This is a genomic window from Campylobacter sp. CN_NE2, assembly GCF_027797465.1.
In the GTDB taxonomy this organism is placed as follows: Bacteria; Campylobacterota; Campylobacteria; order Campylobacterales; family Campylobacteraceae; genus Campylobacter_B.
Window position 1 is genome coordinate 843,855 of the sequence record NZ_CP115608.1, and the last position, 19,993, is coordinate 863,847.

The window sequence follows — 19,993 nt, forward strand, 5'->3', positions numbered from 1 at the left end:
CCAAATAATACAAAAAATCACTTTTAAATTTAATCAAATAAGGTTAATTTAGTTCGATTTCGATTTTTTTCTTGTTTTGTGGGTTTGGATTTTGTGATTTTTGTTGCCCTGAATTTGGCGAATTTTGCACATTTTCGCCACCTATTTGCACTGAATTTTGCAAATTTTGATTTTTCTTAGAATTTGGCAATTTTTTTTCATTTTTATAAATCGGCTCAAAAATTTTAACATCACGATTTGCTTCGCTTTTGAGCTGTTCGTGGTATTTTTGCTCGTGTTTTAGGGTTTGCTTTGCTTCGTCAAATTTTTCATCAGCTTTTTTTATAATTTTTTTGCCGTAATATTCCAAATTTTCTTTCAAATTTGATTTTTCTTGCCCGATAATTTCGCCGTTATCGCCACCTTGGCTTAAATTTACTCGCTCCTTGCTAAAATATAAAACCGCAAAAATCGCCGCCAGTATCGCTAAAATCGCTATTATAAATTTTTTCATTATTATAACTTTGAATTATACAAAATTTGTTTATACTCGATTTTTACGGCATTCATGGCATTGTATTTTTGCAAATAAACGCCCACGCCGCCGTCCATTTGGGGGCAACTTGTCGCAAAAATTTTTCTAATTTTTTTGTTTTTTAGATATTTTTGATTTTTTTGGATATATAAATCGCAATCTGCGATAAAAACTTTCAAATCCCGCTGTTTTGGCGGATTTTTCCAGTTTTTGCACTGGATTAGTAATGCTTCATTTCCCTTGTGGGCGATTATATCGATACCTTCGTCTTTGACACCTTTGTTGTAGCCGTTCATATAGATTTTATAGCCGTCATCTTTGTAGAGATTTGCCACGAAAAACTCGTATTCGTCGCCTTTTTGCTTATTTCGTTTGTAAATTTCTTCTAAATTTAAACCCTTTTCTTCGTCGCTAAATTCGACAAATTCTTCTATTTCATCTTCAAATTCGCTTAAATTTTCGCTTTCGTCCGATACGACCTGCTTATCCAAATTTGAAAAATCAAGCTCGATTTTTTCCTTTGAATTTAATGAATTTAACAGCGAAAAAATAAGAAAAAAAAGTATCAACGTGGTCAAAAAAATCCAAATCATCAATTTATCTCTATGCTTAGGCTTTGATTTTCAAATTTGCTATCGCTGGGTTTGGCTAAATTTAGCCTTTCTTTTAGCGTGATATTTTCAAGTTTTAGGTTGCGATTTTCGTTTTCTAAATCCCAAATTTTTTTGTTTAATTCATCACTAATCTCGCTTTTTGCTTTGTTTGCATTGACTTTGATTTCTTGATTTTCATTTTGCGAATTTTGCAAATTTGCTTCTAAATTTGCTATTTTGTTTTGCAAATTCTTTATCTGAATTTGTAAATTTTGCGTCTCTTGCGAGTGTAGCGTTTTTTCTTTTTGTAACAGATTAAAATTTATCAAATAAAACAAAACCACCGCACCCAGCGTGATACAAGCCGATAAAATCAGATTTTTCATATATTTTCCTGTTTTGTTTATGGTGCGACCAGCGAGATTTGAACTCGCACACGCGAAGCGCACTACCCCCTCAAGATAGCGTGTCTACCAATTCCACCACGGTCGCAAAAAAAAATAAAAAAAGAGAGAAATAGTTGCGAAAATTCGCAACTATAATAAAGAAATTAACCTAATAGTGGGTTAGCCCATAGCAATACGCATAGGAAAACAAGCGTATAAATAACTTGTGCTTCAATCATCGCAAGACAAATAAACATAGTTGTTGTTAATTTGTTAGCAATGCTTGGGTTTCTTGCGATACCAGTAATAGCACCGTTTGAAGCATGACCCATACCGATAGCGCCGCCAAGAGCTCCAAGACCTAGTAGCAAACCACCGCCAAGAGCTGAGAAAGAAGCGATTTGAGTAGCACCGTCATCTGCGAAAGCTACACCTACAAGAGCTAAAAACAATACAAGAACTTTTTTCATAAAGTCTTCCTTTTAAAGATTTTTCAAAACTAAAACAAGTTTTCGAATTGGTTATTTTACCTGAAATTTGCTTTTATTTAGTTGAATATAGGCAAATTTATCAAATTCGGCAAATTAAAAATCTGCCGAATTTGATTGTTTTAAACTTTTTTCATACTCATATAGCTATTTAATGCACCCACATACGCTTTTGCGGTAGCAAGCATTGTATCAAGATCAAGTCCATGTCCGATAATAGCTGAATTTCCTTCAAATTCAACCTTTACAATAACCTTAGCAAGGGCATCTTTGCCTTGTGAAACGGCTTTGACTTGATAATCTTTTAACACACCATTAATCCCGCTAATGCGATCAACAGCTTTTAAAATCGCATCCACTGCGCCGTTTCCAAGTGCTGTATCACTTAAAATATCATCATTATGTTTTAGGCTAAGAGCTGCGCTAAAATGCCCTTTGTTGCAGGTATTTGAACTAAGCGTAACTAGCTCAAAGGTTTTTTGAATTTTTGTCATATTTTCGGCAACCAACTCACGCAAATCCTCATCAAAAACCTCTTTTTTATGATCGGCTAAAACTTTAAATTTCTCAAATGCAATCTGCAATTTTTCATCATCAAGCTCGTATCCAAGGGATTTTAACTTATCTTTGAAAGCATGGCGTCCGCTGTGTTTGCCAAGGACAAGTGAATTTTTATCAAGTCCGATGTCTTCTGCTTTCATTATTTCATAAGTTTCTTGATGTTTTAAAACGCCGTCTTGGTGAATTCCGCTTTCGTGAGCAAAAGCATTTTTGCCCACGATTGCTTTATTTGGTTGTGGTTCGATTCCTGTGATACTTGCCACCAAACGGCTTGACGGATAAATTTCTTTGTGATTTATACCTGTATAAAGTGGCGCAAAAATGTCATTTCTAGTGCGTATCGCCATAGCAATCTCTTCAAGAGAAGCATTTCCCGCTCGCTCTCCAAGTCCGTTTATGGTGCATTCTACTTGCCTTGCTCCTGCTTGTATGCAAGATAGAGTATTTGCTACCGCAAGTCCCAAGTCATTGTGATTATGCACTGAAATTATCGCACGATCCCCTAAAAATTCAACCATTTGTTTTATCATATTTTGTAACTCGTTTGGAAGCCTGTAACCAACGGTATCTGGTAAATTTATAGTTGTAGCACCTGCGCTAACGGCTGCATCGCAAATTTCTTTTAAAAACGAAATATCACTTCGTCCTGCATCTTCGCAGCTAAACTCAACATCTTCGCAAAAAGTTTTAGCATATTTTACTGCTTCAACTGCTCTTTTTACGACCTCATCAGGTTTCATTTTTAGCTTAAATTCCATGTGAATCGGGCTTGTTGCGATAAATGTGTGAATTCTTTGAAAATTTGCAGATTTTATCGCGTTACCTGCGGCTTTTATGTCATTTTCAACTGCCCTTGCAAGAGAGCAAACTCTAACCTTGCTTGTTGCGTTTGCGATTTTTTCAATCGCTTCAAAATCACCAGGGCTTGCCGCAGCAAAACCTGCTTCGATGACATCGACACCAAGTCGCTCCAACTGCAATGCAAGAGTAACCTTTTCGGTTATGTTCATAGAAGCGCCGGGGCTTTGTTCGCCGTCGCGTAAAGTAGTGTCAAATATAATAATTCTATTTTTATCCATTTTAAATTTCCTTTATTAATTTTTATTTTACAATTTATTCAGCCTAGCTTTGCGGGGATTCGTCGTGTTTGCTTCGTTCGTTAGGCATACCAGCCTTCACTCTCTCGCAAACACTCGAAAACCCCGCAAATCGTCGGCATAAGCCGTTTATTAAATAAACAAAAAGTATTTAAATACTTCGCCTTTCATTTTATTTTTTATTTTTTAAATTGCCGAATTTTAAATTCGTCGCAAAGTCGTTCAAATTTAAATTTGCAAATCCGACTTTTAATTTGCAAATTTGTTTTATCTCAAACTGCCCAGTAGCAGGTTTTTTATCTCTATTTTTGGTAAAAATTTAATCGCCTTTATAACGCCGTCAAAACTCATTGTTCGTCCTTAACTTTTTTTCGAATTTTTCTATCGTAAAAATAATAAATCGCCCTTACAATGCCATATAAAATATAACCGCTTGTCAAAACAGCCGTAAGTTCAAGCGGTCTGATATATAAAAGTGAAAAAATTATAACAAGCGCAATTAAGACTTTATAAAAATTCATCTTTTTAAGATTGATTTTTTTAAAACTTGGAAATCTAACATTACTAACCATAAGCACCGAAATCACGCCGACAGCCAACAAATAAAGCACTTGTAAATTCATAAAAAACGAATACTCTAAATAAACACCAACCATAACCGCAAGCCAAATCGCAGCCGTAGGAATCGGAAGTCCAATAAAAACGCTAGGATCGTAAGTGCCTGTGGTAACATTAAATCTAGCTAGTCTAATCGCTCCAAAAATGATATAAATCGCCGTTAAAAGCGAACCCACGCGCCCAAATTCCTTTCCGATAACGATATAAAACAAAAACGCAGGTGCCACGCCAAATGCGATAATATCGGCCAAGCTATCAAATTCCACGCCGAATTTACTAGCCGTATTTGTTAGCCTTGCCACACGCCCGTCTAGACCATCGCAAACCAAAGACAAAAATATAAAAATAATCGCCTTTGTAAAGTTGCCATTAAGCGTAGAAATAATGCTTATAACGCCAAAAAATATACTAGCTGCGGTGAATAAATTTGGCAAAATATAGATTAATTTATCTCTTTCTTCGCTCATTTTTTACTCTTTAAATTTGTTCTTGCGAATTCTCGCCGTTTTCTCCGTCATTTGCACCTTTTCGTGTAAGACGGCTTGGCAAATCATTTTCTTTTTCAAATTCAGCGATGATCTCTCGCACCTTTTCGCCCTCAATCGTCTCTTTTTCATAAAGTGCTTTTACCATATTTTCTATCGCACCGCTATAAGTTTGAAGTCGCTCTTTTACGGCATTATAGCGTTCATTTAAAAGCTCTTTTGTAAAAGTATCGATTTTAATCGCCATATCTTCGCTATAATCTTTTAAGCTCTGACCGCCTGTTAAGAATAAATTTTGGCGTTTTTCTAGAACCATAAGCCCTGCTACATCGGTCATTCCCACTTGCGTAATCATGTATTTTATAATATCCGTTGCTCGCTCTAAATCGTTACTTGCTCCTGTTGAAATCTCTTTTATAAAGACTTCTTCTGCTGCTCTGCCTGCTAGTAAAACATCGACTTCTGCCATAAGCTCGTGTTTTTGTTTTAAAAAGCGGTTTTCTTCGGGCGAATTTAGCGTATAACCGGCAGCACTTATGCCACGCGGCACAATGGTAACTTTCGTAACTGCCAAAGCCCCTTTTGTAGTTTCAGCCAAAAGTGCATGACCGCTTTCATGATACGCCACAATGCGTTTTTCAAGTGGATTTACACGGCGCGATTTTTTCTCTAAACCAATCGCCACGCGTTCAATGGCTTCAAGCAAATCTTTTTGCTCGACTGCTTTTTTGGCTTCACGCCCTGCTAAAAGTGCAGCTTCATTTATGATATTGGCTAGATCAGCTCCTGCAAAACCCACGGTCAAACGGGCAATCTCTTCAATATCAATGTCATTTGCAAATTTAACATCTCGCATATGCACTTTTAAAATCGCAACCCGTCCGTCAAAATCAGGTCTATCGACCACGACTTGTCTATCAAAACGACCAGGACGCAAAAGCGCAGCATCTAAGACTTCGGGGCGATTTGTCGCTGCTAGGACGATAACAGGGCTTTTATCGCTATCAAAGCCGTCCATTTCAGCTAAAAGTTGATTTAGCGTTTGCTCTCGCTCATCATTTCCGCCGCCGATTCCCCCTGCTGCTCTACTTTTTCCTATGGCATCGATTTCATCGATAAAAACTATCGCAGGGGCTTCTTTTTTTGCCATTTCAAAAAGGTCTCTTACTCTACTAGCGCCAACGCCGACAAACATTTCTATAAAACTAGATCCCGCAACTGAGAAAAACGGCACATTTGCTTCACCGGCAACTGCTTTTGCTAAAAGCGTTTTTCCGGTTCCCGGAGGCCCTACTAGCAAAACGCCTTTTGGAATTTTTGCTCCCAAAGCGATATAGCGATCAGGGTTTTTTAGGAAATCAACGATCTCTTTAACCTCTTCTTTTGCCTCTTCTGCCCCTGCGACATCGCTAAATTTAACGCTTGGTTTTTCCGAATTTATAAGCTTTTTCGTGCCACCGCCCAAAAAGCTAGTCGCACCTTTTTGCATACGGCTAACCAAAAACATCCAAATTCCAAAAAATAACGCTAACGGCAAAACATAGCTAAAAATGATTTCGCTTAACAAATTTGTTTCATTGTATGCGCCGTAAGGAATTCCTTTGGCTTCTAAAATTCGTATGAGTTCAGGGTCTTCAACTCTCTTTACGGTATAAACAACGCCGTTTCCTTGCGCTTTTATGGTGCTTTGAGCAATATTTACACTTGAAATTTGTCCGCTTTCAAGCTCTTTTTTAAATTCAGAGTATTTTATACTTTTTAGTTCGCCAACACCACCATTACTCATCATACCTTCGCCAAAACCGCCGTCATTAGGCGACATTGCCCTAAAAATCACAATCACAATCAAAGCAAAAATGATAAACGCACCAATCGGATTTTTATTAAAAAAATTGTTTCCGCCGCCGCCGTTACCGCCGTTTTGATTGTTTCTATTGTTTTGATTATAATCCATTTTTTTCCTTATTTTTTAAATACCAAACTTACCCATTCATTTTTTTGCTTAACTTCAAGCAAATTTAGTTCGCTAAATGAGTTTTTGATTCTGTCAAGGTATTTTTCCAAAATCCCTGAAAGTATCAAAATTCCGCCTTTTTTAACGCTTTTTTTCAAATCGTTTTGTAACATTAAAATGACATCGGCTATTATGTTTGCTACCACAATGTCGTATTTTTTTTCTAAATTTGAAATCGAGCCGACCCAAATTTCATCAATTTTTGCACCATTTTTTTTCGCATTTTGCTCTGTGGCATAAACGGCTTGTTCGTCGGTATCACAAGAGCTAACTTTTATGCCAAGCTTAGCCAAGGCTACACTTAAAATTCCGCTTCCACAACCCACATCAAGAGCCGTTTTTTGCGAATTTACATCGGCATATTTTGAGATCAAATTCAAACACATATTTGTGCTTTCATGGTGACCCGAACCAAAAGCAAGTGCAGGATCAATGATAATGTCAATCAAATACCCCCCGTTTTCGTCTTTTAAATCAGCCTTTTCGCACCAGCTAGGTCGCACGAAAAATCGCCCCACAGCGATAGGCTCAACGCCTTTTTTATACTCATTTATCCAGTCTAAATTTGGCTTTTTTTCAACCGAAATTTCCAAATTTATCTTGGTTTTTAGCGAATTTTCAAGTGCTTTTTTATACTCCAAAAAGGCAAATTCAAAATCCGATAAATCATCTTCATCACGGATAATAAAAGAATTTTCTCTCTCTTCGATACAAGAAATACCGAGTTCAAACGCAAATTCTTTAAAAAATTCTATTGCGTTTGTTTTGATAATCATTTCATAAAAAAAATCTTTCATAATCCTTTTTGAACCTTTAAATTTGGATATAAAAAGTTTTATTTTACAAAAAATTAGTTCAAAATTTGCTTATGAAAGATAAATAAGATATAAATTTAAGCTTTGACGCTCTCATATTTAGATAACAAGATTAAATTATATCGTGTATTAAACAGTGGCGATTGCTTCACTTCGCTTCGCTCGTTCGCAATGACAATTGGTGATAAATTTAAATAACAAATGCCGACGATTTTTCGAGTTGTGAAGCAAATTTCGAGTGAGATAAGCCTGTTTTGGCTATCGAACGAGAAATTTGCAAACTCTCGGAAAACAAGCGAAGCGGTGCCATGAAGTGGCAGGTTTCCTTGAAAAGCTAGGCTGAATTCAATGCCAAATTTATATCAAAGAAAACGCTTCTTTTAGGTCTAGCGTCCCTTCGTAATACGCCTTCCCTACAATAACTCCTGCAATTTTCCCACTATTTTTACAAGCGATTATATCTGAAATATCCTTTACTCCGCCACTTGCTATTGTATCGATTTTGCTCGCTTTGGCAATGCTTTCCGTAAATTCGACATTTACGCCACAAAGCATTCCGTCTTTTTCAATGTCGGTGCAAATTATCGCCCCAACTCCTGCGTCGGCATAAAGTGCGGCTAGTTCGGTGGCTTTTATGTTTGATACTTCCGCCCAGCCCTCGGTTGCCACCATACCGCCTTTGGCATCAATTCCTACGACGATATTGTATTTTGGGGCGACTTCACGGACGAAATTTGGATTTTTTAGTGCAACCGAGCCTAAAATAAATCTATAAACGCCCAAATTTTGATACTCCTTTATTCGCTCTTCGGTGCGAATTCCCCCGCCCACTTCGACCTTTAAATTTGTCGAAGCTACGATTTTTTCTATCGTTTTGTAATTAATCGCTTCCCCCGCAAACGCTCCGTCTAAATCAACCAAATGCAGGTATTTTGCACCAAAATCTTCAAATTTTTTTGCTAGTTCCCAAGGGGCTTTTGAATAAATTTTCGCACTATCCATTTCGCCCTTGCTAAGGCGCACAGCAAAACCATCTTTTAAATCAATCGCAGGTAAAATTTCCATCATAGCTCCGTAAAATTTTTAATTATTTTTATACCGTTTTCATGGCTTTTTTCGGGGTGTGGTTGAAAGCCAAAAACATTTTCTTTGCAAACCCCGCTTACAAATTCATACCCGTAAGTGGTCTTTGCTAAGGCGAATTTATCGTCGCAAACGGCGTGATAAGAATGAACAAAATAAGCATAAACCGAACTTTCAAGCCCCGAATTTATCGGTGTTTGCCTTGTAAATTCCAGCGTGTTCCAGCCCATGTGCGGGATTTTTAAATTAGCACCAAATTTGCTCTCATCAAATTTGATAACTTTTCCGCTAATAAGCCCAAGCCCGTCGCTACTGCCAAATTCTTCGCTTTTATCAAACAAAAGTTGCATACCAAGACAAATTCCCAAAAAATACCGCCCGCTTGCGACAAATTCTTTTATCGCTTCGTCTAAATTTGCCGATTTTATCTTAGCCATTGCTTCGCCAAAAGCTCCGACACCCGGAAGTAAGATTTTGTCGCTTCTTAAAACCTGTTCAGGCGTGCTAACTAGCTCAAATTTTGCCCCACAAAAGCTAAGTGCGTTTTTAACACTTCTTATATTTCCTGCGTTATAATCAATAATTCCTATCAAATTTTATCCCTTGTTATGGTTAAATTCAGGCACGATTTCTTTTAATTTAGTTGCAACTTCATCATCGCTAACGCTTAAAAGTTCGGCGATTTGACGATTTAGCAAATTTAAATCATAGCTATCAGAGTGCGTTACAAAGATACTTTCATACTCCGTGCCTTTGTCGTTTTCATCTATCAAAAGCTCTTCGTAAAGCTTTTCGCCGGGACGAAGACCTGTGAATTCGATACCTAAATGCTCTTTTGAAGCAAGTTGCAACATGCGTTTAGCAAGATCTGCGATTTTAATAGGTTTTCCCATATCAAGGACAAAAAGCTCCCCACCTTTGGCAATCGAAGCTGCTTGGAGAACCAGCTGACAAGCTTCGCTAACTAGCATAAAATAACGCACGATTTCCGGGTGCGTTACGCTTAGGGGCTTGTTTTCTTCGATTAAGCGTTTAAATTTTGGTATTACGCTTCCGCTGCTACCTAGCACATTACCAAATCTAACGGCGACGATTTGCGTTTTTTCATCGCTCGAATTTAACCCGTAAAGTTCGCAAATTCGCTTTGTTGTTCCCATTATATTTGTTGGTCTGACGGCTTTGTCGGTGGAGATGATGACGACTTTTTCCACGCCGTATTTTTTAGATAAATCAACCACATTTTTTGTGCCGATGATATTATTTTTGACTGCCAAATGCGGGTTATATTCGCAAAGCGGAACATGTTTGTAGGCTGCTGCATGAACGACGACTTGTGGTTTAAATTCGCTAAAAACGGCTTCAAATTCGCTCTCATAAACGATATTTACCATTTTTAGTTCGTTTCTAGCGTCTGCGTTTGTGGCTTCGTTGATTTGATATAGATTAAATTCGCTGTGTTCTACCATGATAAGTTTTTTTGCGCCAAATTTTAAGCATTGTTTGCAAATTTCGCTTCCTATCGTGCCGCCAGCACCTGTAACAAGGACGATTTTGTCTTTGATAAATCGCTCAACAGCCGTGCTATCAAGGTCTTTTGGCTTTCGTGCGAGCAAATCTTCGATAGAAATGTTACGAATTTTGTCATTTTCACTTTCAAGCAATGAGAAAATTTTTATATCTTTAAGCCCATAAGCAATAAGCTCGTCATAAAGCTCTTTTAAATCGCTCGGCTCTAATGCAAGTGCGATTATAGCGGTTTTTGCTTCGCTTTCTTTTATGATTTCAGGAATTTTATTTTTTGCTTTGACGGTGAAATTCTCAAACGAAGTTCCTACTAGCTCATCTCTTCCATCGACGATGGCAACCGGATAGTAGTTTATGTATTGTTGGCGCATACCTTTTAGGATATGAACGGCTTTGTTTGTAGCGCCAAAAACTATGCACGGCTCGTTGTTTGAGATAAATTTGCTGCCGTTTAAAAACATGCGTTTTGAAATTCGCACGGCTCCTATTAAAATATACGAAATCGCCGCGTCGATAAAAACAATGCTTCTTGGAAAAGGATTTAAAATATCATCAAAAATGGTAAAAATTCCGGCAAAAACAATGATAGTTAAAATGTGTGCGTAAAATAGTTTTTTGGCTTCATAAAGCCCAAAAAACCGCCACGGAACCATATAAATTTTAAAAAACCAAATCAAGCAAATTTTGATAAGCGTTATACAAAATATGCTAAGTAAAAGCCCTTTGTAAAATTCGTTCGGAATATCGCCGCTAAAACGCAACACAAAGGCGATATAAACCGAAAATATGGAGATCAAAATATCCACAAAAAGAAAAAATGTAAATCTTTTAAATTTAGTCGGTTTTAAATTCATAAACTTTCTCTCACGATTTTCGCTACTTTTTCGACATTTTCGTCGCTTAAATCACTACCGCTTGGCAGACAAATTCCGCGACTGAAACAATCTTCGCTAGTGCCGTCCGTTACGCTTAATGCACCTTTAAAAACAGGTTGTAGGTGCATTGGTTTCCATAAAGGACGGCTTTCGATGTCTTTTTTATTTAGTGCGTCTATTACGCGCAAGTGCGCATTTTTTTCTTTAAAAAGCAGGGTTGTTAGCCACCTATTTCCGCGCGAATTTGGAATTTCAGGCATAAATTCGGCGCAGTCTTTCAAAAGCTCACTATAAAGTGCGAAAATCTCTCTTTTTCGTTGGACGCGTTTTTCTAAAACTTCCATTTGCCCTACGCCAATAGCCCCCAAAACATTGCTAAGTCGGTAGTTATGTCCGTAGTCGTTGTGTTCATAATGCAAAAACGGCTCTCTTGCTTGTGTGCTGTAAAATCTAGCTTTTGCGATTAAATTTTCATCATTTGAAATTAGCATTCCGCCGCCGCTTGTGGTGATGATTTTATTTCCGTTAAAGCTCAAAACCCCCAATTTAGCGATAGCCCCAAGAGCTTTTCCTTTGTAAAACCCGCCAAGTGCTTCTGCTGCATCTTCGATGACGGCGATATTTTCGTTTTCGCAAATTTCCATTATCTCGTCCATTTTTGCAGCCTGTCCATAAAGGTGCGTTACGATCAAGGCTTTTGGTTTTTTTGGAGCGATTTTTATCGCTTTTTTTAGTAAATTCGGGCTTAGATTCCAACTCTCATCGCAATCGATTAAAATCGGAGTGCATTTTTCGTAAAATATAGGATTAACACTAGCCATAAATGTAAAGCTTGAAGCCAACACTATATCATCTTGCTTTACGCCTAAAACTCGCAATGCTAAATGAAGTCCAGCCGTGCCTGAATTTAATGCCAACGCCCTTTTAACGCCACAATAGTTTTCAACGCTATTTTCAAATTTATTTACAAATTCGCCCAAAGGTGCGATATAGTTGCTTTCGAAAACTTGTTTAATATATTCTAATTCGTTGCCACCCATATTTGGCGGACTTAAAAAAATTCTCCCCATTTTTCTTTCTTTCGTAATTGAAATCAGCCTAGCTTTGCCGAGAGTTCATAAATTTCTCGTTCGATAGGCATACCAGCCTTATCTCACTCGAAATTTACTTCACAGCTCGACAAATCGTCGGCATAAGCCGTTCGAATTTGAAATTATACAAATCGTCGGCATTTGTTATTCAAATTTACATTGAATTACTTTGCAAATCATTTATTGTCATTGCGAGAATTTGCAAAGCAAATTCGAAGCAATCGCCAGTGATTAAATTCGCAAACACGCTATTTTCTAAATTATCTACTAATTTTGAAAATTTAAAAACATTTATTTTAGCACTTTAATATTAATTTTTTTATAACTTTCGCAGGAACACCGACGGCTACGCAATTTTCGTCGATGTCCTTTATCACTGCACTGCCTGCACCGATAACGCAATTTTTACCGATTTTGACCTTTTGAATTACGCTCGAACCTAAGCCGATATGGCTAAATTCTCCAACTTCCACGCCACCTGCAAGGGCTGAATTTGGGCTGATATGAGTAAATTCGCCAATCACACAATCATGCTCTATCACACAAGCTGAATTTAAAATCACCCCGTCACCGATAATCGCATCTGCATTTACCACGACATTTGGCATGATAACCACGCCACGCCCGATTTTAGCTGTGGGCGAAATCACAGAAGTTTCATGGATAAGTGTGGCTATTTCAAATCCTGCTTCGCTAACTTTTTTTTGCAAATTTGCTCTTATTTTATTATCGCCGATTGCGATTATAACGGGAAATTTCGGTAAATCAGGGCTAAATTTTAATTCACCCTTGTCGTCTAAAAAAACGATTTCTTTATAACCTGCACTTTTTGCGACATCGCACACGACCTTGCCATGACCGCTCGCGCCGTAAATATAAATTTTAGTTTTTTCCATTGAATTTCTCCGTTGTCGCCATGCCTTCTTTATTAACGCCGTCTTTTTTAATAACTTTTTTTATGGTTAAAAATGCGATTTTTAAATCTAGCAAAAAGCTTAAATTTTTAGCGTAAAAGCTGTCGAATTCAAATTTTTTCGCCCAGCTAATGGCATTTCGCCCATTTACTTGCGCCAACCCCGTTATGCCCGGTCGCACGCTGTGGCGAAGTTTTTGCTCTTCGTTGTAAAGCGGCAGGTATTCTACGAGCAAAGGTCTAGGTCCGATGAAGCTCATATCGCCTTTTAGGACATTGAAAAGTTGTGGTAGTTCGTCCAAACTTAAAGCACGAATTTTTTTGCCGTATTCATTTAGGCGTAGTTCGTCGCTTAAAAGTTCGCCGTTTTCGTCTCGCTCGTCGCTCATAGTTTTAAATTTATAAATTTTAAAAATTTTTTCGTTCAGCCCCGGGCGAGATTGCGTGAAAATGGTGTTTTTGCTAATGTGCTTTTTGATTAAAATATGAGTTGCTATCATAAAAGGCAAGCTTAAAATAATTAAAATCAAAGCACCTAAAATATCCAATAATCGTTTGAAAAACGCTCTATACATATAAAAACTGCCTATAAATGTCCAAATATTTTTGTGTGATTATCGGCTCGTCGTATTTTTCTAAAACTGCCTTTCTACCGTAATATCCCATTTTTCGTGCTAAATTTTCATCATCTAGCAAAATTTTAATCTTTCTAGCTAAATCAACCGAGCTTTTCATTTGGCAAATTAATCCCGTGTGTCCATCTTCGACAGCTTCTACACAACCATCTGCATTGCTTACCACACAAGGGCGACTCATAGACATAGCTTCAAGTATGGTTCTTGGAAAACCCTCTTTATAGCTTGGCAAAACAATCATATACGCACTTTTATAAAGCGAAAAAACATCTTCGCACCAGCCAAGCCAAAGGACATTCGGATTTTTTAAGAATTCTTTACTAGCCGAACTTTTGTTTCCTTCAAAAGTATCTCCCGCAAATACAAACTGCACATCATCGCGATTTGATAAAATATCCGCCGCTTCGTAAAATTCGCGAATTCCTTTATGCCAAAGCGCCCTGCCTATCATCAAAACCACTTTTTTATGGCTCATTTTTGCGTCAAGGTATTTTTCTTCATCAAATAGCTTACTATCCACACCTACACTTTTTATGCAAAAAACCTTATCGATTGTAATCAAATTTTTATCAACCATATAGCGCGGATCGGAGTGATTTACAAAAATGCAGCCGTTAGCAAGAGCAAAAGATTTTTTATAAAGTTTTTCCATAACAAATCTTACAGCTCTGCTTTTTAAATCATTATCGACGTAAAAGCTTCCTAAACCTTCAATAAGATTTATAACCGTCCGAATTCCTGCGTTTTTAGCCGCAATTGTGCCAAAAACATTTGATTTATGGGCCGAAGTTTGCAAAAAATCTAAATTTAGCTCTTTTAAAACTTTTGTCAAATTTGCTGTATTTTGCGATACTTTAAAAGGATTAAGACTTGCTTTATCTAAATCATAATTAACGCTAATAAATTCTTTTTCTAAATTTGGTGTATATTTTCCCTTTGGGGCAATAGCATAAACTTCGTGTCCGCGTTTTTTAAGCTCACGCATAATCGGCACCCTGAAAAAATAAATACTCATATCAGAGTGCGAAAGGAAACCAAATTTAGCCATTAATCAACCTTACAAATTTGCAAATTTAAATCAAATTCTACCGAATTTACCTTTTTAATTTATAAATTTTTGCTGCCGGATTTAAAATCACAGGTTCAAAAAGCTCTCTATCATACTTTTCAAGTATAAAAAGCTGAACATACGCCGAATTTAAGGCACTATTATCAAGCAAGATAAATCTGCCATAATCTTTCATAAAAATCACAAAAAGCCCAGCACTACTATCTATTGCGATTTCTTTGACGATTAGTTTTCCGTTTGCGTCGTAACTTGTTTCATAAAATGTATTTATGCTATACTCTTTGCCACCGATTTTAGCAACAAGCAAATCATTGCGTAAAATCACCCCCGCACCGATATTTATGCCGTATTCATCTTTGCCGTAAAATCCACCACTATAATATAGCGGATCAACAAATTTTTTGCCAGTTTTTAAGTCCAAATTCGAAAACTGCATAATAACAGGAAAGATGTTATTCATGCGATCAGGCAGATAAAAATAGACATATCTACTAGCTTTTGGCGGAGTAAAATCTTTTAGTCTCAAAGAGAGCAAAAAGTCGTTAATATCGCTAACACCATAATCTTTAATCGCTTTTTGCATTATATCGCCACCGAATTTCTCTTCAAATTTGCGCTCAGTATATTCCACGGCAAGACGCGCCATATTTGCTGCGCTAACTTGATCTTTAAAAAGTGAAAAACTAACAGGAAAGTTATCATCGCCTAGGTGCTTTCCGCCGTCGATTAGCGTTTTGGTATCACTATAATATCTAATCGGATAGCCATAGTCCCACCACGCTAAAACATAATCTTCGCGACCTGCGATATTTTTTAATTTATCCAAAATTTCAACTTCGCTCCTAAAAAACACCGTATCGGATTTATACTCTTTAATATGCGTCCAAGCAGGATACAACGCCGCTAGTGTCGCACCAAAAAGCAAAATTCTTTGCAAAAATTTTGGCATATTTAAATTTTTGATACCAAAATACAAAATATAACCAAAACTTAGCCCCATAACGCCAACAGCGTAAATGGTAAATCTTAGGCCTGCTTTATTTGCCAAAAATCCAAGTGCCAAAAGTGGCAATGAAAGCAAAAATTCCTTGTGCTTAAAACATAAAAGCGCATACCCAAAAAGCGCGATTACAAAAACGATAGTGTGCGAACTAATGCGCTCCATAAAGATTTTTGGTGGAACGATGCCAGATTCTTGAATCGTTTGATTGACATTAAAATAGTGAAAAATCGCACTTGCATTGTGCGCGTTGTCGGCGACATCTCGCAAGATATAAAATCTAAGATTAAACCAAATCGGATTTAATCCGCCTTTTATAATAAAAAGTGCCAAAACCAAAATGCCGATAATGCCTAAAATATGCCAATTTACAAGCTCTTTTTTATAAATAAAAAAGAAAAATAGTGCAAAAATAAGTCCAAATTTAAGGAAAATAGAAATCCAAGTAATCGATAAAATTAGCAAAATCATTGCTTCATAATTTACAACTCTTTTTCGCTGAAAAATCAATGTATAAACTATAAAAATCCCTAAAAATGCCGAATTTAGCGTAAAGCTTGACGGATACCACCAAAGATAAAGACTAATAAAAATGGGCGTTAATATAAGCGAAATTTTATCGCCTTTGGTGCAAATTCGAATAAGCCCCCATAACACAAACATCGCAAAAACGATATTTAGCATATCGGTATCATAATACCCACTCATCGTGCGGTTATAGTAGCTATGAGCGACACAAGCAATCAAAGCACCGATAAATCCTGCTCTAAGGCATTTAAATTCAGCTGAAATCAGCAAAATAGGCACTACAATCAAAGATGATAAAATCGTAGGCAGATATAAAATAATACTTTCAAAACTAAACGGCAAAATCATTTTTAGCCACGCAGTTAGCTTAGCTAGGGGAAAATCAATATAACTTAAATCATTTGGCTGATGAAATCCTGCTAAATAATCCCTAGCCCCTTCGGCAAAGGCATATCCGTCGTTTGTGTTTATCATAAGCTGATCGTTCCAAAAAAACTGCGGATAATCACTCGCCCAATAAACCCAGTAAATTCGAAGCCCAACACTAAAAATGAACGCCAAAATAATCATCAAAAGCAGATGTTTTGAAAGCTCATAGTTTTTTATAAATTTAAAAATTTTACTAAAATCAAATTTGTTTGTTTGCAAATTCTCTTGCTCCGTGATAGTAAAGCCGCTAATGGGCTCTTTTTGTGAGTTTTTGCTTTGCAAATTTGCTAAATTTTCATCATTTTGCATAAATTTCCTTTAAATCTTTTATCAAATCTTTTGCAATTTTATTTTTATTAAAAAATTCGGCTCTTATTTTAGCCTTTTTTTCATAAATTTTTACAAATTTTTAGTTTTTTATAAGCAAAAAATTAAAATATTCCTTTGGCTGCTCTATATTTGTTTATGCTCTTATAAAAAGCCTCTTTTGCTCCGTAAGTTTTTATATTTTGTATCACAAAATAAGAATAATACAGAAATTTGCCAAATTTATTTCCAAATTTATCTATAAACCACGCTCTTTTTTCAAATATTTTTGTTTCTAATTCACTTCGCCAACTGCCGTCATAATGATGGATTGCGTATGTATTGTCTGTGATTTTGGTAGTATTTGTTACAAGGCTTTTTGGATAAAAATAATCGGTCGGATAAACAACACAATCATCTATTTTTTGAAGTTCGCCGTTTAGTTTAAGATTTCGCCCGACCAATATATTTGTCATTATTTTTACGATAGTTGTTGTGTTTAGTTGATTGTTTTTGAGCATAAAGTTGTGTGTTTTGTAATAATTTAGCATTTCTTGCAATATGTCTGATTTTGCTTCACTACCGCAGATTGCTAAATTTACGCACTCGGCACTTTCAAAACCAAGAAAAAATTTATTATTCATTAAATCATCGATATTTTTTAAAAGTTCCATATCGGTATCCATATAAATTCCGCCAAATTCATACAAAGCTTTAAGTCTTGCTACATCTGCAACAAAGGCGTATTTTTTGGCTTCGTATGCTTCTTTTGTATATTGTAACGCATTTACATCAAAATTACTTTCATTCCACTCAATAATTTCATAATCAGGGCAATACTTTTTCCAGCTTTCGATACAATTTAGTGCCATTTGTGGTAGCGGCTTACCGCCAAACCAACAATAATGTATAATTTTTGGTATCATAATCAGTCCTTTATATCTTTATTCATTACTTTTTGGATTAAATTTTTCCATTTTTGTGATATTTTATATGGTTCAAATTTACTCTTGCGCTCCCCTGCTTTTTGGCAAAATTCTAGTCTTAGTTTTTCATTGCTCATTAAAATTTCAAGTTTTTTAGCAAATTCGGCAGTATCGTTTATACCAGATAAAAATCCATCAACGCCATCTTTTATCAAATATCTTGGACCGCTAATACAATCAGTTGAAATCCTAGCACAATCAAAAAAGATAGCTTCCATGAGTATCATACCAAAACCTTCGCTTAAACTAGTAAGTGCTACTATTTTTGCTCTTTTATAAAATTTATCTATCTCTTTTGTAAATCTAATAATCTCTAAATTCACGCCATTTTCTTTGGCTAGTTTTATACACTTATCTCGTTCGCTGCCATTTCCGCAAACAACGATTTTATAAGAATTTCGCACTTTTTCATCAACAAGACAAAAAGCATTTATCAAAAAATCAAGCCGTTTGTTTTTATCGATTCTTGACGGAAATAAAATAATATTTTCTTTTTCAAATTTTTCATCTGAAATATCCATAAAAAAAGGATTTGGCATGATTTGAGATTTTTTTATTTTGTAAAAATCGTAATCAAATTCGCTCAAAAATGTGATAAAATCAGCCCTTTTGTATGCTAAAAAAATTAGTGGTTTATACAAAAAATGCACATAAGCCGTATGATTTCCATGTTCTGAAATAATAAGTTTTGCCTTTGGATTTAATAGGGCAATTATAAAATTCATATATCCAGCAAAGCCTAATATCAAATCAAATTTATTTTTAGAAAAATATTTTCGTAATTCACAATATGGTTTTACAAACTCTCCTGCGGTAAAATTCATAGTATCGCGTTCTATGTCACTAAAAAAGCCCTCTTCGTCATGATAGGTATTTAAAACTTTGACATTAAATTTCATATCAATTAAAATATCATAGACAAATCTCGCAACCCTAACAGCACCACTATAAGAGTTTGTAGCTATCACAAGACAAGCGTTCATTATTTTTTAATCCTTATTAGCATATTTAGTAAAGCTTTTGATACACGACATATAGGAAATATCAAAAAATCGGGTAATTTCATCAGCATAGACAATGCGATTTTTTTATATTTTTTCAAACCACAATCTTTAAATTCGCTACTTTTTATTATCTTGATAATTTTATCTTTGTAAATTTTTAAAGTTTTTTTCATATCATCTGTATTTAAAGGTAACAAAACGAAAAAATAGCGAAATAAAAGTTCCAATGTTTCTTTGCAAAATATCATTTTTGCATGTTCAAATCCATTTTGAGTGAAAAAATTTGACAAATTTTCACTTTTTTCAAAATCATCTTTTATTTTATCAAATGTAATTGGTTTTAGCTCAAAATAATATTTATAGGCTGCATTGTTTATTTTATAAATTTTTTCCGCAAAAAACACTATTTTTGGAAACATACATCTATCTTCTGCGTAAAATCTAATATCAACAGGAAATTCGACCTTATCGTGCAAAGTTTTTTTATACAATTTATTCCAAACGGAAGTTAAAATTCTATCATATCTAGCGTTTAATATATCATCTAAATACTTTTTTTTATCTACAACACCACTTTGTAAAATATCTTTATGAATAATCTCTTTGCCGTCAACTACAAAAATAACATCGCCAACTACTAAATCAGCCTCACTTTCAACTGCACCATTATATAAACTTTCTAAGAAATTTGGCAAAACCTCATCATCGCCGTCGATATGGCTTATGTATTCGCCTTTTGCTACTTCGTAACCAGCTTTTCTGGCACTTGGCAAACCGCCATTTTCTTTATTTACGATTACAATTCTATCATCTTTAAATTTTTGAATTATTTGAAGCGAGTTATCGGTGCTACCGTCATTTACAACGATAATCTCTATGTCTTTAAACGATTGATTTATAACGCTATTTAGGCATCGCTCTATTTTTTCTCCAAGATTGTAACAAGGAATAATCACAGAAATTTTTGGTTTCATAAAAT

19 protein-coding genes and 1 tRNA gene are annotated in these 19,993 nt (G+C 35.7%); all 20 read right to left on the reverse strand.

Going from position 1 to position 19,993, the window contains the following annotated elements; all coding sequences use genetic code 11:
* Window positions 1–43: 43 nt before the first annotated feature.
* Window positions 44–493, reverse strand: coding sequence for a hypothetical protein (locus tag PF028_RS04115; RefSeq protein ID WP_270860091.1), 450 nt, complete (start codon window positions 491–493; stop codon window positions 44–46).
* A 2-nt stretch (window positions 494–495) separates the two neighbouring features.
* Window positions 496–1,083: a restriction endonuclease gene (locus PF028_RS04120; protein ID WP_270860092.1), complete on the reverse strand. Its 588-nt coding sequence runs from the start codon at window positions 1,081–1,083 to the stop codon at window positions 496–498.
* 23 nt (window positions 1,084–1,106) lie between these two features.
* Window positions 1,107–1,493 carry a hypothetical protein gene (locus PF028_RS04125; protein ID WP_270860093.1) on the reverse strand — a complete coding sequence of 129 codons (387 nt, stop codon included), beginning with the start codon at window positions 1,491–1,493 and terminating at the stop codon, window positions 1,107–1,109.
* Window positions 1,494–1,513: 20 nt separating this feature from the next.
* Window positions 1,514–1,599, reverse strand: a tRNA-Leu gene (locus tag PF028_RS04130).
* Between the two features lie 58 nt (window positions 1,600–1,657).
* Window positions 1,658–1,963: a F0F1 ATP synthase subunit C gene (locus PF028_RS04135; RefSeq protein ID WP_270860094.1), complete on the reverse strand. Its 306-nt coding sequence runs from the start codon at window positions 1,961–1,963 to the stop codon at window positions 1,658–1,660.
* A gap of 140 nt (window positions 1,964–2,103) precedes the next feature.
* A complete protein-coding gene (locus PF028_RS04140; RefSeq protein WP_270860095.1) occupies window positions 2,104–3,621 on the reverse strand; it encodes a 2-isopropylmalate synthase in 1,518 nt (505 codons plus the stop codon).
* A 365-nt stretch (window positions 3,622–3,986) separates the two neighbouring features.
* Complete coding sequence (pssA, locus tag PF028_RS04145; protein WP_270860096.1) at window positions 3,987–4,724, reverse strand: CDP-diacylglycerol--serine O-phosphatidyltransferase; 738 nt, start codon at window positions 4,722–4,724, stop codon at window positions 3,987–3,989.
* A gap of 10 nt (window positions 4,725–4,734) precedes the next feature.
* Complete coding sequence (ftsH, locus tag PF028_RS04150; protein ID WP_270860097.1) at window positions 4,735–6,696, reverse strand: ATP-dependent zinc metalloprotease FtsH; 1,962 nt, start codon at window positions 6,694–6,696, stop codon at window positions 4,735–4,737.
* 8 nt (window positions 6,697–6,704) lie between these two features.
* Window positions 6,705–7,553 carry a 50S ribosomal protein L11 methyltransferase gene (locus PF028_RS04155; protein ID WP_270860098.1) on the reverse strand — a complete coding sequence of 283 codons (849 nt, stop codon included), beginning with the start codon at window positions 7,551–7,553 and terminating at the stop codon, window positions 6,705–6,707.
* Window positions 7,554–7,928: 375 nt separating this feature from the next.
* On the reverse strand, window positions 7,929–8,636 hold the full coding sequence (gene hisA / locus PF028_RS04160) for a 1-(5-phosphoribosyl)-5-[(5-phosphoribosylamino)methylideneamino]imidazole-4-carboxamide isomerase (RefSeq protein WP_270860099.1): 708 nt from the start codon (window positions 8,634–8,636) through the stop codon (window positions 7,929–7,931).
* Window positions 8,636–9,247 carry an imidazole glycerol phosphate synthase subunit HisH gene (gene hisH / locus PF028_RS04165; RefSeq protein ID WP_270860100.1) on the reverse strand — a complete coding sequence of 204 codons (612 nt, stop codon included), beginning with the start codon at window positions 9,245–9,247 and terminating at the stop codon, window positions 8,636–8,638. The genes hisA and hisH overlap by 1 nt, the downstream gene beginning before the upstream one ends.
* Before the next feature lie 3 nt (window positions 9,248–9,250).
* Window positions 9,251–11,032, reverse strand: a complete 1,782-nt coding sequence (locus tag PF028_RS04170; RefSeq protein ID WP_270860101.1) for a polysaccharide biosynthesis protein — start codon at window positions 11,030–11,032, stop codon at window positions 9,251–9,253.
* Complete coding sequence (locus tag PF028_RS04175) at window positions 11,029–12,123, reverse strand: DegT/DnrJ/EryC1/StrS family aminotransferase (RefSeq protein WP_270860102.1); 1,095 nt, start codon at window positions 12,121–12,123, stop codon at window positions 11,029–11,031. Before PF028_RS04175 ends, PF028_RS04170 begins: the two co-directional genes overlap by 4 nt.
* A gap of 317 nt (window positions 12,124–12,440) precedes the next feature.
* The gene (locus PF028_RS04180) at window positions 12,441–13,040 is read right to left on the reverse strand and encodes an acetyltransferase (RefSeq protein WP_270860103.1); all 600 of its coding nucleotides are present in this window, start codon (window positions 13,038–13,040) and stop codon (window positions 12,441–12,443) included.
* Window positions 13,027–13,632, reverse strand: coding sequence for an undecaprenyl phosphate N,N'-diacetylbacillosamine 1-phosphate transferase (pglC, locus tag PF028_RS04185; protein WP_270860104.1), 606 nt, complete (start codon window positions 13,630–13,632; stop codon window positions 13,027–13,029). Before pglC ends, PF028_RS04180 begins: the two co-directional genes overlap by 14 nt.
* On the reverse strand, window positions 13,625–14,740 hold the full coding sequence (locus PF028_RS04190) for a glycosyltransferase family 4 protein (RefSeq protein ID WP_270860105.1): 1,116 nt from the start codon (window positions 14,738–14,740) through the stop codon (window positions 13,625–13,627). Before PF028_RS04190 ends, pglC begins: the two co-directional genes overlap by 8 nt.
* A 46-nt stretch (window positions 14,741–14,786) precedes the next feature.
* Complete coding sequence (locus PF028_RS04195) at window positions 14,787–16,859, reverse strand: STT3 domain-containing protein (RefSeq protein WP_270860416.1); 2,073 nt, start codon at window positions 16,857–16,859, stop codon at window positions 14,787–14,789.
* 290 nt (window positions 16,860–17,149) lie between these two features.
* Window positions 17,150–17,950 carry a glycosyltransferase family 32 protein gene (locus PF028_RS04200; RefSeq protein ID WP_270860106.1) on the reverse strand — a complete coding sequence of 267 codons (801 nt, stop codon included), beginning with the start codon at window positions 17,948–17,950 and terminating at the stop codon, window positions 17,150–17,152.
* A gap of 2 nt (window positions 17,951–17,952) precedes the next feature.
* Complete coding sequence (locus PF028_RS04205; protein ID WP_270860107.1) at window positions 17,953–18,993, reverse strand: glycosyltransferase; 1,041 nt, start codon at window positions 18,991–18,993, stop codon at window positions 17,953–17,955.
* Window positions 18,993–19,988 carry a glycosyltransferase family 2 protein gene (locus PF028_RS04210; RefSeq protein ID WP_270860108.1) on the reverse strand — a complete coding sequence of 332 codons (996 nt, stop codon included), beginning with the start codon at window positions 19,986–19,988 and terminating at the stop codon, window positions 18,993–18,995. The genes PF028_RS04205 and PF028_RS04210 overlap by 1 nt, the downstream gene beginning before the upstream one ends.
* Window positions 19,989–19,993 lie beyond the last annotated feature (5 nt).

What these genes read in the sequence shown, in the direction of transcription:
- PF028_RS04115 (WP_270860091.1), bottom strand. Translation starts at nt 493, where the DNA reads ATGAAAAAATTTATAATAGCGATTTTAGCGATACTGGCGGCGATTTTT.
- PF028_RS04125 (WP_270860093.1), bottom strand. Translation starts at nt 1,493, where the DNA reads ATGAAAAATCTGATTTTATCGGCTTGTATCACGCTGGGTGCGGTGGTT.
- PF028_RS04135 (WP_270860094.1), bottom strand. Translation starts at nt 1,963, where the DNA reads ATGAAAAAAGTTCTTGTATTGTTTTTAGCTCTTGTAGGTGTAGCTTTC.
- PF028_RS04140 (WP_270860095.1), bottom strand. Translation starts at nt 3,621, where the DNA reads ATGGATAAAAATAGAATTATTATATTTGACACTACTTTACGCGACGGC.
- pssA (WP_270860096.1), bottom strand. Translation starts at nt 4,724, where the DNA reads ATGAGCGAAGAAAGAGATAAATTAATCTATATTTTGCCAAATTTATTC.
- ftsH (WP_270860097.1), bottom strand. Translation starts at nt 6,696, where the DNA reads ATGGATTATAATCAAAACAATAGAAACAATCAAAACGGCGGTAACGGC.
- PF028_RS04155 (WP_270860098.1), bottom strand. Translation starts at nt 7,553, where the DNA reads ATGAAAGATTTTTTTTATGAAATGATTATCAAAACAAACGCAATAGAA.
- hisA (WP_270860099.1), bottom strand. Translation starts at nt 8,636, where the DNA reads ATGGAAATTTTACCTGCGATTGATTTAAAAGATGGTTTTGCTGTGCGC.
- PF028_RS04170 (WP_270860101.1), bottom strand. Translation starts at nt 11,032, where the DNA reads ATGAATTTAAAACCGACTAAATTTAAAAGATTTACATTTTTTCTTTTT.
- PF028_RS04175 (WP_270860102.1), bottom strand. Translation starts at nt 12,123, where the DNA reads ATGGGGAGAATTTTTTTAAGTCCGCCAAATATGGGTGGCAACGAATTA.
- PF028_RS04180 (WP_270860103.1), bottom strand. Translation starts at nt 13,040, where the DNA reads ATGGAAAAAACTAAAATTTATATTTACGGCGCGAGCGGTCATGGCAAG.
- pglC (WP_270860104.1), bottom strand. Translation starts at nt 13,632, where the DNA reads ATGTATAGAGCGTTTTTCAAACGATTATTGGATATTTTAGGTGCTTTG.
- PF028_RS04190 (WP_270860105.1), bottom strand. Translation starts at nt 14,740, where the DNA reads ATGGCTAAATTTGGTTTCCTTTCGCACTCTGATATGAGTATTTATTTT.
- PF028_RS04195 (WP_270860416.1), bottom strand. Translation starts at nt 16,859, where the DNA reads ATGATTATTTTGGCGTTCATTTTTAGTGTTGGGCTTCGAATTTACTGG.
- PF028_RS04200 (WP_270860106.1), bottom strand. Translation starts at nt 17,950, where the DNA reads ATGATACCAAAAATTATACATTATTGTTGGTTTGGCGGTAAGCCGCTA.
- PF028_RS04205 (WP_270860107.1), bottom strand. Translation starts at nt 18,993, where the DNA reads ATGAACGCTTGTCTTGTGATAGCTACAAACTCTTATAGTGGTGCTGTT.
- PF028_RS04210 (WP_270860108.1), bottom strand. Translation starts at nt 19,988, where the DNA reads ATGAAACCAAAAATTTCTGTGATTATTCCTTGTTACAATCTTGGAGAA.